Here is a 16,562-nt window from a genome sequence, read left to right on the forward strand (position 1 = left end):
TTCGTTGAAAGAAGATCCGAATGATAAATCGTTCGGATCTTTTTATTTTAGCTGTTTCTAGCAGTTGATTATCCATACTCGATTATTTACTCCATTCGTCCGTCTTTAGATTGGCGTGATCTCGTTATGTCTCAATCTCTTTTTAATGCGAGAGAAGCATTAATGAAAATGAGGCCTTATGAACAAGCTAAAGGTACCAAATTTGTTTTCTGATGGAAGGGAGGCGGTTTTATGAATTCATTTTTTACGTGCCATCCTGTACAACATTCCTTTCAGCTTTTTTCAGTTGAACATCTTGTAACTTTAGCTATTATCGTGATCATAGGAGCATTTATTTTTTTGTGTCGAAAGCAGCTACGACAAAAGAGGTTTGTGTTCGTTTTGCTTTCACTCGTTCTAATTGCTTCAGAAACAGCCTACCAGGCTTGGGAAATCGGATGTCATCAGTGGTCTGCTGAAACTTCCTTGCCGCTTCAGCTCAGTGATATAGTCGTGCTGCTGGCTGCTATTATGCTGATAACCAAAAGCAGGTTTCTTTTTTATTTTGTGTACTTCGCGGGAATCAGCAGCTCTGTTCAAGCCATGATTACCCCGGATCTTGGCGGCTATGCATATGCCCAGTTTCGCTATGTGCAGTTTTATGTATCGCATGGCGGTGTGGTACTTGCTTGCTGTATGCTAATTGCTGTTTGCAGATATGAGCCGACGTTTCGTTCTTTGTGGGTAAGCGTAGTATTTGTTAATCTGTACGGAGGTTTTATCTATGCTATCAATCGTTTACTCGGGGCGAATTATTTATACATGATGAAAAAACCAGGGCACGCTTCCTTGCTGGATGTTCTTGGACCTCATCCTTGGTATTTAGTATGGATTGAAGGAATTATGATTCTTAGCTTTCTTGTCCTTTATTTGCCGTTTTGGGTACATAAAAAAATTAAAGGTGATAAAACCAAAGTCAATTTTATTGAAGCAAAATGATAATACTGGTAGTTTATAAGTGGAAACTAACTCGTATTTCCTGAAGGAAAAGGAAGAATGACTGAACAAGCTGTGAGAGGCAAGCGTAAAAAACAGAAAAGAAAAAGCAAGCACAGACATTAGAAGGAGAGTATCAAAATGAAAACACTGGTTATTTTAGCGCATCCAAACTTAGCATCTTCTCGTATTAATAAAGCGTGGGCAGAGCGAGTGAAAAAAGAAGAGAATGTGTACGTTCATGATTTATACGCAAACTACCCCGATTTCAAAATTGATGTAGAAAAAGAGCAGGAGTTAGCTGTTCAATTCGATCGTATTGTTTTTCAATTTCCATTTTACTGGTACAGCTCACCAGCACTCTTAAAAGAGTGGCAAGATGTTGTCTTAACATACGGCTGGGCTTATGGAAGCAAAGGTACTAAACTTCAGGGAAAAGAGTTTGTCGTAGCTACTTCGACAGGAGGCCCTCCAGAAGCTTATCAAGAAGGGGGATACAACCGCTATCCAATGAATCATCTGCTTCTTCCGTTTCAAGCTACGGCAAATTTAACAGGCATGAAGTTCCAAACGCCATTTCTATTTCAAGGAGCAGGCGGTGACCTGAGTGACAAAGTTATTCAAGATAGTGCAGAAAGCTACGCTCGATTACTAAGATAATAAAAAAAAGCCGCGTTAACGCGGCTTTTTAATTTACATTTGTTCGTGAAAAAGAAGTAAGCAGCTTTTGAGGAGCGATATCTAATCCTTCAATGAGTAATCCCGTCATAGCCGTTAGACTCCCGACTTCAAACGATTCCCCGGCTCTCCAAAATGCGGATTCACCTTGTTTAATATAAATTTTCAGTCCGTTATCGCCAGCTACCCAGCCTTCCCCGTGAACGACTAAAAGAAGCTGTGGAATCGTAGCTTCTTGACGGGGGGTATAATCATTTTCTTGAAAAGATAAAAAGCTGATTTTAACATCTCCAGTATGAGAAAGCAGCGGGTTCACTTTATAGGTGGAATGAAGAAAGGAACGCTCTTCTTCAGATTGAAAACCATATAATTTCATACGTTCATCTCCTTGAATCAAAAATATAAAAAAGAAGTCCTTCTCCTTTCATATACGCATGTAGTAGAAAAAATAGAACTTCAAAGAAATAGCTGTTTCCTGGAAAATGGCTTCATTTTTTGTCGAAGCTCAAATTTTTTTGAAGGATAGGGAGGAAAAACAGAAGTTTTTTTGAATAGTATAAAAAAGGTGTCCGCTAATGGACACCTTTTCCTAATTTAAAAATGACTGTAACGCTTGTTTGTTTTCTTCAAGGTCGATGCTTAAAACAGCACCAATACCGGATACTCGTTCATTTGAATAGGAACCTTCGACCGGTAAACGAAGAGATTTTAAATCTGGCTGATTCCCAACTAAGAAATCTTTTCCTATCACGATAAATGTTTTTGGAGGAATATTTGTATCCACATATGGATCAATGACGCCCCATAGCTTAGGAGCTTTTGCCAGCGTCTTTACTTGAAGAGCTTCATCCATTAATTTACCGATCACTTCTTGTTGACGCTTCACGCGCCCGAAATCACTTTGGCTATCATGTCGGAATCGCACGTATCCTAGTAATTTATCTCCGTGAAGAGTTTGTTTTCCAGGTTTTAGCGTCATGCCGATTCCTGATGACATTTCGTGCGGCACGGTAACCGTAATTCCCTCAGGGGCAATCGTATCGGCAACTTTAGAAAAACCTTTAAAATCAACAACGGCATAATAGTTTACATCTACGCCGAAATTTTCTTTAATTGTCTTACGCATTAATTCGGGCCCGCCAAATGCATAGGCTGAATTTAATTTGTTTTTGCCATGTCCAGGAATATCCACATATGAATCACGCATCAAAGAAACAATTTTAGGCTGATTGCTGTCTTTGTCATAATGAGCAATCATGATTGTATCGGCACGCGAATGTTCTTCACCTCGAGAGTCAATTCCAAGAAGCAGCACATTCATGCTATCTAAATTGGCACTTGCACCATTAAAATCAAATTGTCCATCTTTCCCAAAAGCTCCGTCTGCTTCTGCTAACCCTTGTTGGTATTGATAATACACATACGCACCAGCGGCGATTACAAGAATGAGAAAGAAAAGAAGTAGCTTTCTAAAGCGTTTCTTTTTTCTTTGCTTTTTTCTTTTATGTTGTTTACGTTCTGTACGTTCTTCCAAATGTCTCACCATCGCATTCAAAAATATTAATACTTTTTGTTTGAAACCAATTATGCAAAAAATTATAAAACAACATAATAAAATTAACACTAAGGGATTAGATTAGCAAGTACGTTCACTAGTAAATCTGCGAAGACAGCTAAAATAAGAAAAGTGTATAAATAGAAGAAAGAGGAAATAAAGGTTATTTTTTTCGAAGATATTTGTTATAATCTATCATAGTTAGGGAAAAAGTTCTGTCTTTTAAGAATGGAATAAGAGGAAAGTCTCTGTTTGCGGAGAATCAAATATAGGTCTAAATGCAGAAAAAAGGAGTGAAGCGAATGAGTATATATGTGTCATCTTCGAACCTTGTGCTGATTCCAGAAGCGGCGTTAAGTCATTGGAAACCTTATGGCACGGGGGAATTGACCGGAGCTATTATTTCAGGTAAAGATAGTGCTGAAATAATTAAAGAGCTTAATCAATCGTCTATTCTGCCTTTTACAAGTTTTTTCTATCGAAAGCATTTTGTTATTCTATTTGATAAAGAACAAGTGAAAAATCATTTTGAACAGCTGCTTTTACTATATAAATCTCAGGGCTATATTTTTTATTCTTCTACTTTATACGATGATCACTGGTCCCAGGTCCTTGAAGGAACGAAGCAGCTGCTAACGGTCAATGGACAAGTGGTGCCGGTGCTCGAGCTTGAACAAAACGGTGAATTTGATGTTGTACGTGATGAAGGCGGTCTGCACATTGTGATAGATGATGATGAAGACGAAGAGAAGCAGCTAGAAAAAAAAGTTCATGAGCTTCCGCTTGAAGAAGGTACCTATTTTATTGGCGATCCGGGATTTGTTGAAAACCGGGATATGCTGGTAAAAGAATATTTTCCTAAAGGTACGTACGAATTTATTTATAGATACGGAGAAAATGGCTGGCTGATGAAAGTAAGCATTCAGCGAAAAGCGATTAAAGAGCAGCTTACTACTCTTCACGCGGCTTTGTCTTAACCTCTATTCATTGTACAATATTGCTAAATAACTATGTTATAATAGTAATATTGCACAATGAAAGGGGTTTTTTTAATGGAAGCACGTTTGCAAAAAGTCGTATCGTGGCTGGAAGAAAAAAATGTAGAAGCGGCCTTTATTTCGTCAACCGAAAACGTATTTTATTTAACTGGATTTCATACGGATCCGCATGAGCGTTTACTTGGCTTATTTGTGTTTAACGAAGCAGAGCCAATGCTTGTTTGTCCATCAATGGAAGTGGGACAAGCAAAAGAAGCCGGGTGGAAGTTTGATGTGATTGGATATGAAGACCATCAAAATCCTTGGGAACTTATTAAAGAAGCTTTACATAAACGAAACGTAATAGATGTGAAAAAGGTTGCTGTAGAGAAAGAGCAGCTGCTGTATGCGAGAGCCGAAGAACTGCTTAGCTTATATCCAAATGCTGAGCTAGTCGGAGCAGAAGAGAAGTTAAATCAGCTGCGTTTAATTAAAGATGAGCGTGAAGTTGAGATTCTGCAAAAGGCAGCTGCCTTAGCTGATTTTGGTGTAGAAGTAGGCGTATCTGCTTTAAAAGAAGGCGTTACGGAAATGGATGTTTTGGCTAAAATTGAATACGAGTTAAAGCGAAAAGGAATTCGTGAGATGTCGTTTTCAACGATGGTTTTATTTGGTGAAAAAACGGGAGAAGCGCACGGGAACCCAGGTCTTCGCACGTTAAAGCCAGGAGATATGGTTCTGTTCGATTTAGGTGTAGTGCTAGACGGATACTGTTCAGATATTACGCGTACAGTCGCTTACAAGTCTATTAATGATAAGCAAAAAGAAATTTATGAAACGGTACAGCGCGCTGAGCAGGCAGCTCTTGAAGCTTCCAAGCCCGGCACTCGCATTGGCGACTTGGACATGGTAGCACGCAATATTATTACAGAAGCAGGATATGGAGAGTATTTCTTGCATCGTCTTGGTCATGGTCTTGGTATTAGCGTGCATGAGTTTCCTTCAATGAGCCGCAACAATGATGATGTGCTTCAAGAAGGCATGGTATATACAATTGAACCGGGTATCTATATTCCAGGACTTGGAGGCGTGCGTATTGAAGATGATGTAATCATTACAAAAGATGGATACGAAACGTTAACGAAGTACCCAAAAGAATTACAAATTATTTCATAATAACGTCATAAAAAATAGAGGCTGCCATGGTGCAGGCTCTATTTTTATAGGAAAAGAAAAAATTGGTTAAGGTTTCTTGTTTGCTTCTTGATACAATTTCATAGTATGTTACGAAACGATAACATTTCTATCACATTTTCTAAAAACTATATCGTAAGCGAGTGCAGTAGTATATGCTGTACAGTAGGGAGCTTTTTAAGGTCGCAAGCAAGGAGGTTTTTTATGAGTAATTTTACAAAAGATGAAGAATTAATTATACATAAAGCAATAGATGTATTTGGTCAAAAGGATCGAATTGAAGATTATTCAGATGAAAGAAAAAAGCATGGTATTCACGTTGTGGCGTGCGAAAATCATCCGCGTCAAGACGTAACCGCGTATGCAACGCTCGGTGGTCATCAATGTCCGACAGGCTACACAGTTGGAGGAATCCCGCTTCGAATTGAAATCGTTGGGGCTTGTCATGAGGAATTCGGTATTTATTCTGCTATTTTAGCAAACTGTATTTTCCATATGATGAAATCTCACGTGTCCATCTTCCCAGGAGCTATTTATAAAGACGTTATTGCAGTCCTTGATGACAGCTTTCATATGCAGCACATTTTGCTGATTCCGCCGTTTTTATGGGATAATTTTTCAACGATTGAACTATCTGATAAAAAAGTAACGTTCCTGCAGGCCGTTCCGATTTCAGAAAATGAACGTGCTTTTGCACTTGAGTACGGAGTAGATTCGTTGCTAAGCCGCTTTGATGCTGAGCAGGTGAATGTCTTCAATTTAGAAAGAAGATCTGTTGTATAAACAAAAAGAGCGCCGACTGAGACGCTCTTTTTTGTTATTGATTAGTAGGTCAATTCTTTTTGCGGTATAGCTTTTTTATGACTCGTTTGGTAGCTGTGAAGCACCATGCCTGCTATGATAACGCCCATTCCAACCCAAGAAAGAATCGATGGCAAAGGGCTTGATAGAAGGAAGACCTCTCCTAGCAGGGCAAATAAAACTTCCATCGATTGTGTAGCTTCAACTGCACCTAACTTTTGAGAATCTTTTTTAACAAGGTCGGTTGCTGCAAAAAATAAGACCGTTGCACATACTCCTGAAAGTAACGCAACTAAACTGCTTTGATAAATTTGAGTTGTTTTTGGTAATCCATCGGTCACGTAGGCATAGACAGAAAGAATGATCCAAAACGGCAGGCTTGAAAGCGTCATTCCAAGCACACGCTGAAACGTATTAAGTGACGACACTTCCATCATTTTACGGTTGCCAAGCGGGTATGCAAAAGAGGCAATCAAAATGGGAACGGTACAAAGCAAGGCAGTAGCGGCGGACAGTTCAGTCGCATGTTCAAGCTGCATGAGCACAACTCCTATTAAAATAATAAACGAAAAACCTAGCTGCTTGAAAGGAATGCCTCCTCGCTTCTTTCCTTCCTTGTAAAACAAAGGAGCTAGGAGAGACCCCGATAAAATTGTGATTTGCCAAGTTCCTGCAATAAGCCAGCCGGGACCGTAGGCTGAAGCAAAACAAAGAGGAGCGTAAAATAACCCAAATCCAACCGTGCTCCAAAGCAGCCATTTTTGCGGCTGGGCTTTTATTTCTGCCACCACAGGTTTAATACCACCCCAAAAATAAACGAGTACAAGCAAAAGAGGTATCATAAAAAAATAGCGCAGCGATGCGCTCCACGCCCAGCTGCCTCCGGATAAATCCATTGCTCGATTTAAAACGAATGTAAAAGCAAAAAAGAATGAAGCAGCAATGCCTAATAAAAGAGGATTCACTTGGATTCCTCCTCACTTGTCAGCGCTTCACCTAACGTCAGCCAGTTCGTTTCGACAAGCTGCGATGCCAGTGCGGCATCTTTTTGACCGCAAGCGTTTATGATTTCTTTGTGCTGATCAACGGAAGCAAGGCTAGCAAGAGACGAAAAACGAGCGATTTCCAGACGCTGAATTTTGGCGCTTGTTTGTTTTACAACACGTTCTAGCTCTATATTGTTCGCCCGTTTTAAAAAGACGGAATGAAATGCTTCATCCGCTTCGATTGCTTTAAGGACATTTCTTGTTTTGATCGCATGTTCTAGAGATTGATTGTGCTTGATTAGTTCGCCCATATCTTCTTCTTGTAACGAAGTACAAGCCAGCTTAGCAGCAAGTGCATGAAGAGCTGCGACGACAATAAAAGATTGTTTTGCCTCCTCAAGGTTTAATGGAGCCACTTTTGTAGAAGAGCCGGGTGTCGTTTGGACAAGGCCTTCATCTTCAAGTCTTTTTAATGCTTCTCGAACAGGAGTGCGGCTAACTCCAAATTGCTCAGCCAGTTCTTTATCCTGAAGCTTTTGTTCCGGCTGAAATTCAAGCATGACAATATTGTGTTTAAGTGTTTGATAGACTTCTTCTCTTAAAGAAAGTCGTTTGAGAGGTTGAATGTTATTTTTCATAAAACCAATATATCGCATATTAGATTAAATAACAATGTGAAAACTAAAAAAACTTCGTCTAAAAAGCAGACAGCTGCTTTTTAGATGAAGAGCTTAATTACTGCTGCGCAAAGATTTAGATAAAATGCTCGCAATCGCTTTGCTGTGCTCAACCTGCGTTTTTTTTGACTCTTTTCGTTCAAGAGCTACTTTTTGAAGACTTTTTTCTTCTTCAGTTTGAGCAATAACTTGAGGAACAGGGGCAGGTTTCCCTTTTTCTAATGCAACAAAGGTGAGAAAAGAAGTAGCTGCAATACGTTTTATTCCCGTTAACAAATTTTCGGCAATCACTTTAACGAAAATAATCATGGAGCTTTTTCCTGTAACAACAACGAATGCTTCATATGAAATAAAATCTTCTTCGGTGACGGGTTCGATAAAATCAACGTGATCAATGGAAGCCGTAACACACGTCTTTCGGGAATGTTTAGCTGCTGAAAGAGAAGCTGTCATGTCCATGTCAGCGACAATTTTTCCCCCAAAAAGGGTGTGGTGATTGTTTAGGTCATTTGGAAAAATGTGCTGTGATTTGACTACTCGTGAGACGCTGCAAAGTACTGCTTTTTCACTCATTGAAAACACTCCTTCAAACTGTTTATATGGTTTAATGTATGTTGACTACTTGTTCTTATGTATACAAGTTATAGAAAGCCCTTTCGTAAAAAGCTCTTCAAAAGCTTCTATATGGTAAAATAGAACAAATATGAAAGAGAGGATGAGAGCATGAACTTAACTCAATTTTCTAGAAGAAAATATACGGATTCCCCTACACCTTTAGAAAAGCTATCGGTTTTATCTCAGCAGTTAAATGGACCTTCAATTTATATGAAACGAGATGATATGCTTGGACTGACAGGGGGAGGAAATAAGACGCGCAAGCTTGAATATTTAGTAGCTGATGCAAAAGCGCAAGGAGCAGACGTGTTTGTAACGTGCGGTGCGATACAATCCAATCACTGTCGTTTGACGCTCGCTGCTGCCGTAAAAGAGCAGATGAAATGCGTGCTCGTATTAGAAGAAGGGGAAAATAAAGCAAGTGATCAGCCGACAGGGAACTATTTTCTTTATCATTTACTAGGCGCTCATGACATGCGGTTTGTCGCTGAAGGTTCTGATTTGACAGCGGAAATGAAAAAAGTAGAGCAAGAGCTAATTGAAAAAGGTCATAAACCGTATTTAATTCCAGTAGGAGGTTCGAATGTTATCGGTGCAACCGGATACGCTGCCTGTGCACAAGAGCTGCTTATGCAAAGCTATGAGCAGCAAATAAAGCTTAGCCACGTGGTTTGCACAAGCGGCAGCGGAGGCATGCACGCAGGATTAGTGGCAGGCTTTCAAGGTCTTCAAAGTGACGTATCTGTTATTGGAATGAATGTTAGTCGTGCTAAAGAAGAACAAGAAGCAAAAGTTGCTAAGCTGACGAGTGAACTTTATGATCATTTACATAGTAAAACGCCTTTTAAAGAAGAAGAGATTGTGTGTATGGATGAATACGTAGGTCCGGGGTATGCTGTTCCGACAGAAGAGATGGTGGAAGCAGTCAAACTTGTCGCCAGTACGGAAGGGATTTTATTGGATCCTGTGTATACAGGAAAAGCGATGGCTGGTCTAATTGATTTAATTCGAAAAGGTTACTTTAATAAGGATGAAAATGTGGTGTTTGTCCACTCAGGCGGTTCACCGGCTCTTTATGCCTATACATCAATTTTTTCATAAAAAAGCAAGGGATTTGGCTCCCTTGCTTTTTTAGTTTATATAGGGATAGTAAGTGAAAACGTTACTCCGGTGTCTGTATTTTCAGCCGTAATTGCTCCATCGTGCATCGTAACAATACGCTTTACGATACTTAAGCCGATACCGAATTCACCGTTTGCTCCTTTTTTAAACGGTTCAAACAAGTGTTGAAGCACGCTTTGATCAATGGGCGGACCATCGTTGCTGATTGTACATTGAATGTTCGTTTGGTGCTTAGCAAGTGAAAGTGAAACCTTCGTCTCGGCATAGCGCAGCTGATTGTCGAGTACATTTTCAAGAACTTTTGTCCACAGCTCTTTGTCTCCTTTAATCGTTGCGTTTGCGTCGTCAAATTCCCACTGTATTTCAGGGCGCCTCCACCGCAAGCGATCCACTACTTCATGAAGTAGTGCAGTAAAATCAAAGTCATCTTGTGCAAGCTGATGAGTGGACATATAGTCAAGCTTGGTTAAGTAAAGCAAATCGCGGATTTTTTTCTCGAGATTTTTGGATTCATCTTCAATAACTTTTACCGTTTGCGATAAATCACCTTTTGGATAAATGCCGTCTTGAATCGACTGAGCGTAGCTTTGAATCACCATAACCGGTGTTTTTAAATCATGTGAAATATTTTGAAGCAGCGTTTGCTGTGCTTCATCTTTAGATACGAGCCTTTTGCGCATTTGCTCGATGGACGCGCCTAGCTTGCCAATTTCATCTGAACGGTTCACTGTAACGGGCTCATGCCAATTTTGTTCGGCAATTTTTTTCACATCTTTTTCAAGCGATACAAGCGGCTTGCTTAAATATCTTGATAGCCAAATAGATGGAAGCCAGCTGAATAGAAATACAATTGAAATTACAAGAAGCAGCTGTTTAAACAGAGTAGAAGTGAGCGCGTTGCGATACGTATCCCACGAAAATGAAAGTAAAAAAGCAGGCTGTCCGTTTACACTTACTTTTCGAATTACATAAAAAAGCGTCCGGTTGCCAAGATCTTTTTCATAGCGAGCGACGATTTTTCGCTGATTGATTGCATCTTCCTGTGCTTTTCTCAAAAAGTCTTGAGGCAACACCCGTGATGAAAAATAAGAGATATCCGCATGTTCAGGCAATAAAATATGATCCACGGTTCGATTACCAAGTGTTGGTTCACTGTCTTCATTGCTAAAGTAGTATTCACCTGAGCGGCTTGGCAGGCCGTATTCTTTTAAAATATGCTGTTCATTTTCAATAGTGGTATAAATTTCATTCGTGAAGAACTGCCTGAGCGTCGTTGGGAATAAAATAGCGAGCAAAATTGAAATAAGCAGTAAAATACCGGAGATGACGAGCCAAATTTGAAATGCAAGCGACTTGTTTTTCATGCTTTCATCATCCGGTATCCATATCCGTAAATCGTTTCAATTCGTGCTTGCGGCATTTTTTTACGCACGCGTCTTACTAAATCATCCACCACTCGGTCTGTGCCAAAATAATCTTCTCCCCAAATGAGATTCAGCAACTGCTCCCGTGAAAAAGCCTGTCCAAGGTCTTTTGAGATAGTGACAAGAAAATCAAATTCTTTAGACGTTAAATCAATCGGCTTTCCATTTTCACTGACTGTACGGGTATGTAAATCGATCTCATAAGGAGTCAGCGTGATGGTATCGGTTTTCTTTTGATTGGAACCATATACGCGGTTTAGCAGTTTGTTTGCTCGAATAACTAGTTCACGAGGCAAAAAAGGCTTTGATAAATAGTCGTCGCTGCCCATTTCAAGCCCAAGAACCCGGTCAATATCGGCATCGCGGGCTGAGATAAAAATAACAGGCACTTGTGGTGTTTGCTGCTTGATTTCGCGAATGAGCTGATACCCGTCAATGTCAGGCAGCATAATATCTAAAATCCACAGATGCGGAGGAGTTGCAATCATTTCTTTGGCGTCCGTGCCGTTAAAAAATGAGCGAACGTCCCAGCCTTCTTTTTGAAGGTAAAGGCTTAAAACTTCGTTTAAATTTTGTTCATCCTCTACTAAATATAGTGTAAAGCTCAAATTTGACACCTCCCTCTGAATATATGAAAATTAAGGTAAATAAAGCATATTACGCCATCTATGCGCGTTTCTTTAAAGGCCTATGTACCCGCTATTATACTACGTGTTTGCTGTTATAAAGAAATTTTTCACAATTTCACACATTGTTTTGATACTTATCCCAAACTTTTATTTTATAGTATAGATAACATAAAATTTGCTACGTTAAAAGGAGTGTTTTTCATGGATCCACGTGATTATGAAAGAGAGCAAGAACGAAAAGAAGAATACGAAAATCGCCAGCAGCGCTACGATCAGTATCAGCCTGCGTCATCATCACAGCCTCCAAGAAAACGCTTATTTCCAGTGATTGCATCTTCTATCGCCGGAGCAGTACTTGGAGGAGGAATTGTGCTATACGGTGCTCCCCAGCTGGGGTTAATGGATTCAGCTGATACGCAAACAGCGAATCAAACAACGCAGACTCAAACGGCAACAACAACGAGCACAACGCCTCGAACAGTAAGCACAACCGTCAATCAGTCAGATCTTGTTTCAGTTGTAAATAAAGTATCAGCTGCTGTTGTAGGCGTGAACAATATTCAACAGCAAACAAATCCATTTTCTGGAGATACCCAAACGCAAGAAGCAGGAACGGGTTCCGGTGTTATTTTCAAAAAAGAAAATGGAAAAGCATACGTTGTGACCAATAACCACGTTATTGACGGCGCAAGCGAAGTAGAAGTGTCACTTTCAAACGGACAAAAAGAAAAAGCTAAAATTGTCGGAGCTGACGCGCTAACGGATTTAGCCGTGCTTGAAATGTCTGACAAAAATGTAGAGCAAGTCGCGAAGTTCGGGAAATCATCGGATTTAGTAGCGGGTGAAACGGTGCTTGCAATCGGAAATCCTCTTGGTGAACAATTTTCTCGTACGGTCACACAAGGTATCGTGAGCGCAGCAAAACGCTCTGTCCCTATTTCAGAAAATTGGAACGTAGATGCAATTCAAACGGATGCGGCGATTAATCCAGGAAACAGCGGCGGTGCCTTGATCAATTCTTCCGGTGAAGTAGTGGGCATCAACAGTATGAAAATTTCAGAAGACAATGTAGAAGGCATCGGCTTTGCTCTTCCAAGTGATGAAGTGCAGCCGACGATTGAACAGCTGATGAAAAACGGAAAAATAACGCGTCCATATATGGGGGTAGGTCTTCAAGATGTAGGTCAGCTTTCAGCTGCAACAAAACAAAACCAGCTAGGCCTAACAAGCGATACGTCTGAAGGAGTTGTCGTAACGACGGTTGAACCATTCTCTTCTGCTTCTGATGCAGGTTTACAATCAAAAGACGTGATTGTTGCCATTGATGGAAACGAAGTCAAAACATCCAGTGATTTACGTCAATATCTATACACAAAACGCAAAGTAGGAGACACGGTAAAATTAGACGTGTATCGAAATGGAAAAAAACAAACCATTTCTCTGAAGCTTTCAGAACAGCAGGATAACAATGGATGAGTTCAACACCGTTAAAGCTGCTGCTAGCAGTATTAACAGCGTTCGTATTTTTAACCGGCTGCGGAGAGCAGCATTCAAACACGATGTTTCCTTCTGTAGAAATTAGTCAGCTATCTTCTACCAAAGAACTGGCAGCGTATGAGGGAGGCAAGGTGACAGGAGCTGAATTCAACCGTTTTTTAGCCGTTGAAGGGTTCTTAAACCCAGATGCTCCGCTAAATGATACAAGCTACCGCAAAGAGTTATTGCGGCAGCTTGTTATGCAAAAAATTTTAATTTCGCATCTGAAGACAAGCGATAAAGTACAAAAACAAGTCGAGGATATGTGGAAGCAAATTAAACGCTCATATGACGAGGATACAAGAAAACAAGGTTATGAAGTGTTAAATATTCGTTCTAGTGATGTAACCAACCAGCTAACAAATCAGTTTAAATTAGAAGAATATTTCCGTAAACAAATTACGTCTGATGAACTAACTGCTTACTATAAACATATTGAAAACGATCTAACGCGCGTATCTTTTACGCAGCTGGCTTTTTCCACTTTACATGATGCCTCTGCCGCTGCGGCTGAACTGCAAAAGGGAACATCTCTTCAAAGTGTTCAAAAAAAATTTGCTGATGTCCAGACAATCAGCAAAATAGAGAATGCTGATAACCTAAAGCTTTCAAGTCTATCTTCCTCTTTTATAGATGTTTTAAAAAAACAGCACATCGGAGAGAGTAGTGAGCCCATTAAAATGGGTAAAGTCTATTATATTCTTATTTTAAAACAAAAAGATAAAAAAACGGAATCAGAAGTCAAAGAAGAAATGATGAAAGAACTTGTTTTGAATCATATCAACCGGTATATCCAGGATGAACTGCCAAGGTTTCACGTGACTTTCAACCTTAGGTAGTTCCCTTTTATATAGATTGATTGTTTTCAAAAAACAAGCAGGTAAAAGAGCTTTCTATTAATAGAGAGCTCTTTTACATTTTTAAGTAGACAGAAATGTCGGCACCTGATAAAATGAAGTTGTAAAACTTTCATTATTCGGAAAATTTATACCCTCCAGCTTTGGAGGGTTATTTTTTATGCTGTTGGACGAATAAAAGAGGCTGGGACAAAAGTAGTTTCGTTAAAGGGAGATTCGAACGCGTTTGATTCTTGATGGAGAATCAAACGCGTTCGGTTTTTTCTTATTGACAGGGTAAACGTAGGTTTAATCTATTTATTTGTTTCTGGCTGTTGATTAGAGGGCAAGGCGAAGACTCCTGTGCGGAAAGCGAAGCCTGAAACGGAAATCAACAGCAGTGTCAAAAGTGATTCATACGAGCTTATTGATTCCATTGTTCGCTTTTAGATTGGATTGCTTTCGTTACGTTTCAATCACTTTTCATCTTTTAAATGACTCAATAATGCAGGAGCCATCTCCACGTGAGAAAGAGCGATATGTGAAATCGTTTTGGCATAAGGTGTAATTTCGTTAATAAATTGTTCGAGTACGTTCAGGTGAGGAAGCTGAAGCTTTGTAATAAAGCAGGCTTGCCCGGCGATGCGTTCACAGAATAAAGCGTAGGGATACTGAGAAATAAATCGTTTAAAACGCTCGTGCTCGCCGTTTTTCATCGTTACTTCAATAAAACACGACACGGGCAAATGTAGCTTTTCATAATCAATATCGATTGTATATCCTTTTATAATGCCAAAGCTCTCTAGCTGGCGTACTCGCTCTGCCACCGAAGGAGGAGACAAATTAATTTGTTTTCCTAGCTCTCGTAAAGAAAGGCGGCTGTTTTGCTGCAGCGCCTGCAAAATCGATAAATCAATTTCATCAATTTTCAATTGAAAACCTTCTTTCTTATTAACGTTTCATTTGATTAGTAATAATAGATAAGATGTTTTATATGTAATCTGAAATTCCCATTTTTCTTACTATAATAATTAAAAAGGAGTGAGTAAAAAATGGCAAGAGTTTTGTTAGCAAACGAAGAGGGAACAAATTTTGAAAAAGCATTGAATTTAATTCCGCATGTAAAAAGATTGTATGATGAGCTTTACGACACGCTTTGGAACAGCGATATAGTAGAGAGAGAGACCAAGGAAAAAATGAGGCTTTATCTAGCAGGTGTTAACGGCTGTGAGACGTGTATGAGCATGTCATATGTAGGCGATGAGACGCTTAATCAAAAAGTGTTAAGAGAAAAAGAGCTGGAAGAAAAAGATCGACTGCTGTTTCGATTTATTGATGTGTACCGAGTGCGTCCAAGGGAGTTGACCGATGCTGACATGGATCAATTAAAAAAATTTTACAGTGATACGCAGCTGTTAGAGCTTTTGGCTGTTATTAATTTATTTGATCAATTTCACAAAATGATTGTCAGTTTAGATTTATATGATTTTTGCAGCTTGCAGCGCAAGTGAGGCCTTCGCTAAAAATATCTTGACAGACAAAATTCACAGGAGTAAGATAGCTTTCGTGAAGTGAAACGTATCATGAATCGAATCGATTATTCTAAAAAATAGATCAAAGACATTTGAATAAAAATCGCTTAATCCATTACGGAGCGGAGGACCCATTATTTACGCACATATTGTGCTCCGGGGTGAATCCTTAAAAAGGTAGGGTTACTCTTAAAACCCGAACCCGACAGCTAACTTCGCAAGCGTTTTGAGGGGGAAGAGTGTGAAAAAACACAGGAGCCTTCCTGTGTTTTTTTGCGCTTTTTTTAAGAAAAAGATGTAATTTTTTAGAAAAAGTATAAGCTAAGAGAACACACAGCAGTTGAAGAAAGGAATAAATACATTATGAAAAAACAGTTTGCTGTATTGGGATTAGGTCGTTTTGGAGGCAGTTTGGTTGAAGAGTTTGCAAATCTGGATGTGGATGTGCTCGCTATTGACCGCAATCAGGAGGTAGTAAATAAATTTAGCAACTCAGCTACATATGTTGTGCAAGCAAACGCGATTGATGAAGCTAGCTTAAAGGGGCTAGGTATCCGCAATGTTGATCATGCGCTTATTTCGTTTGGGGATGATATCGAAGCAAGCGTGCTCGCAACGATGCTTTTAAAAGATATGGGCGTTAAGCAAGTATGGGTAAAAGCGGTGAATATGTATCATCAAAAGGTACTGGAGAAAATAGGAGCGGACAAAGTCATTCATCCTGAGCGCGATATTGCTAAGCGTATTGCTCATCACGTGGTGTCAGAAAAAATCATTGATTACATTGAACTGTCAAAGGATTATAGTATTGTCGAAATTGTCGCTTCTAAGAAACTTCATAATAAAACGCTGTTTGATTTAAACATTCGTGCCAAGTACGGCTGCAATATTATCGGCTTTCAGCGAAAAGACGGGGAAATGGTGATTTCGCCTACCGCGCATGAAATAATTGAACAAGGAGATATGCTGATTGTTATCGGACATAACCGCGATTTGAACCGTTTTGAAGAAGAAGGAGTTTAACT

The 16,562-nt window shown here is 39.6% G+C and carries 18 protein-coding genes and 1 riboswitch; of the genes, 10 read left to right on the plus strand and 8 right to left on the minus strand.

Features of this window, described 5'->3' with window-relative positions:
* Positions 1-231 precede the first annotated feature (231 nt).
* Positions 232-978: a YwaF family protein gene (locus AC2YJL_RS04950; protein WP_195696119.1), complete on the plus strand. Its 747-nt coding sequence runs from the start codon at positions 232-234 to the stop codon at positions 976-978.
* A gap of 138 nt (positions 979-1,116) precedes the next feature.
* Entirely contained in the window at positions 1,117-1,635 is a 519-nt protein-coding gene (locus AC2YJL_RS04955) for an NAD(P)H-dependent oxidoreductase (protein ID WP_195696120.1), read from the plus strand.
* A 28-nt stretch (positions 1,636-1,663) separates the two neighbouring features.
* Here AC2YJL_RS04955 and AC2YJL_RS04960 read toward each other — a convergent pair whose 3' ends face one another.
* Entirely contained in the window at positions 1,664-2,029 is a 366-nt protein-coding gene (locus AC2YJL_RS04960; protein ID WP_014458652.1) for a hypothetical protein, read from the minus strand.
* A gap of 213 nt (positions 2,030-2,242) precedes the next feature.
* Positions 2,243-3,199, minus strand: a complete 957-nt coding sequence (locus AC2YJL_RS04965; RefSeq protein ID WP_372482311.1) for an LCP family protein — start codon at positions 3,197-3,199, stop codon at positions 2,243-2,245.
* 311 nt (positions 3,200-3,510) lie between these two features.
* Here AC2YJL_RS04965 and AC2YJL_RS04970 point away from each other — a divergent pair, with 311 nt between their 5' ends.
* From AC2YJL_RS04970 to AC2YJL_RS04980, 3 genes are all read left to right on the plus strand, one after another.
* Positions 3,511-4,185 (plus strand): hypothetical protein, encoded by a 675-nt coding sequence (locus AC2YJL_RS04970; protein WP_075419345.1) that lies wholly within the window; start codon positions 3,511-3,513, stop codon positions 4,183-4,185.
* Positions 4,186-4,260: 75 nt separating this feature from the next.
* Positions 4,261-5,361: a M24 family metallopeptidase gene (locus tag AC2YJL_RS04975; RefSeq protein WP_230933409.1), complete on the plus strand. Its 1,101-nt coding sequence runs from the start codon at positions 4,261-4,263 to the stop codon at positions 5,359-5,361.
* Between the two features lie 222 nt (positions 5,362-5,583).
* Complete coding sequence (locus tag AC2YJL_RS04980) at positions 5,584-6,162, plus strand: suppressor of fused domain protein (protein WP_013084584.1); 579 nt, start codon at positions 5,584-5,586, stop codon at positions 6,160-6,162.
* A gap of 41 nt (positions 6,163-6,203) precedes the next feature.
* On the opposite strand, the gene AC2YJL_RS04985 is transcribed toward AC2YJL_RS04980, so the two are convergent.
* The 3 genes from AC2YJL_RS04985 to AC2YJL_RS04995 form a co-directional block, all read right to left on the minus strand.
* Positions 6,204-7,145 carry a DMT family transporter gene (locus tag AC2YJL_RS04985; protein ID WP_230933408.1) on the minus strand — a complete coding sequence of 314 codons (942 nt, stop codon included), beginning with the start codon at positions 7,143-7,145 and terminating at the stop codon, positions 6,204-6,206.
* The gene (locus AC2YJL_RS04990; protein ID WP_195696123.1) at positions 7,142-7,822 is read right to left on the minus strand and encodes a GntR family transcriptional regulator; all 681 of its coding nucleotides are present in this window, start codon (positions 7,820-7,822) and stop codon (positions 7,142-7,144) included. Before AC2YJL_RS04990 ends, AC2YJL_RS04985 begins: the two co-directional genes overlap by 4 nt.
* Positions 7,823-7,897: 75 nt before the next feature.
* Positions 7,898-8,416, minus strand: a complete 519-nt coding sequence (locus tag AC2YJL_RS04995; RefSeq protein ID WP_195696124.1) for an acyl-CoA thioesterase — start codon at positions 8,414-8,416, stop codon at positions 7,898-7,900.
* 150 nt (positions 8,417-8,566) lie between these two features.
* Between AC2YJL_RS04995 and cuyA the strand changes: the two genes are divergently transcribed.
* A complete protein-coding gene (gene cuyA / locus AC2YJL_RS05000) occupies positions 8,567-9,559 on the plus strand; it encodes a D-cysteate sulfo-lyase (protein WP_195696125.1) in 993 nt (330 codons plus the stop codon).
* A 35-nt stretch (positions 9,560-9,594) separates the two neighbouring features.
* Here cuyA and AC2YJL_RS05005 read toward each other — a convergent pair whose 3' ends face one another.
* On the minus strand, positions 9,595-10,944 hold the full coding sequence (locus AC2YJL_RS05005) for a sensor histidine kinase (protein ID WP_050689893.1): 1,350 nt from the start codon (positions 10,942-10,944) through the stop codon (positions 9,595-9,597).
* A complete protein-coding gene (locus tag AC2YJL_RS05010; protein ID WP_050689894.1) occupies positions 10,941-11,612 on the minus strand; it encodes a response regulator transcription factor in 672 nt (223 codons plus the stop codon). Before AC2YJL_RS05010 ends, AC2YJL_RS05005 begins: the two co-directional genes overlap by 4 nt.
* A gap of 222 nt (positions 11,613-11,834) precedes the next feature.
* Here AC2YJL_RS05010 and AC2YJL_RS05015 point away from each other — a divergent pair, with 222 nt between their 5' ends.
* A complete protein-coding gene (locus AC2YJL_RS05015) occupies positions 11,835-13,109 on the plus strand; it encodes a S1C family serine protease (RefSeq protein WP_487374646.1) in 1,275 nt (424 codons plus the stop codon).
* Complete coding sequence (locus tag AC2YJL_RS05020; RefSeq protein ID WP_230933407.1) at positions 13,106-14,008, plus strand: peptidylprolyl isomerase; 903 nt, start codon at positions 13,106-13,108, stop codon at positions 14,006-14,008. The genes AC2YJL_RS05015 and AC2YJL_RS05020 overlap by 4 nt, the downstream gene beginning before the upstream one ends.
* Positions 14,009-14,481: 473 nt before the next feature.
* Here AC2YJL_RS05020 and AC2YJL_RS05025 read toward each other — a convergent pair whose 3' ends face one another.
* A complete protein-coding gene (locus AC2YJL_RS05025; RefSeq protein WP_195696127.1) occupies positions 14,482-14,937 on the minus strand; it encodes an Lrp/AsnC family transcriptional regulator in 456 nt (151 codons plus the stop codon).
* 120 nt (positions 14,938-15,057) lie between these two features.
* On the opposite strand from AC2YJL_RS05025, the gene AC2YJL_RS05030 reads away from it, so the two are divergent.
* On the plus strand, positions 15,058-15,516 hold the full coding sequence (locus AC2YJL_RS05030; RefSeq protein ID WP_195696128.1) for a carboxymuconolactone decarboxylase family protein: 459 nt from the start codon (positions 15,058-15,060) through the stop codon (positions 15,514-15,516).
* Positions 15,517-15,631: 115 nt separating this feature from the next.
* Positions 15,632-15,776: riboswitch (cyclic di-AMP (ydaO/yuaA leader) on the plus strand.
* 124 nt (positions 15,777-15,900) lie between these two features.
* Complete coding sequence (locus AC2YJL_RS05035; RefSeq protein ID WP_013058591.1) at positions 15,901-16,560, plus strand: potassium channel family protein; 660 nt, start codon at positions 15,901-15,903, stop codon at positions 16,558-16,560.
* Positions 16,561-16,562 lie beyond the last annotated feature (2 nt).

The organism is Priestia sp. SRI_019 (assembly GCF_057586255.1).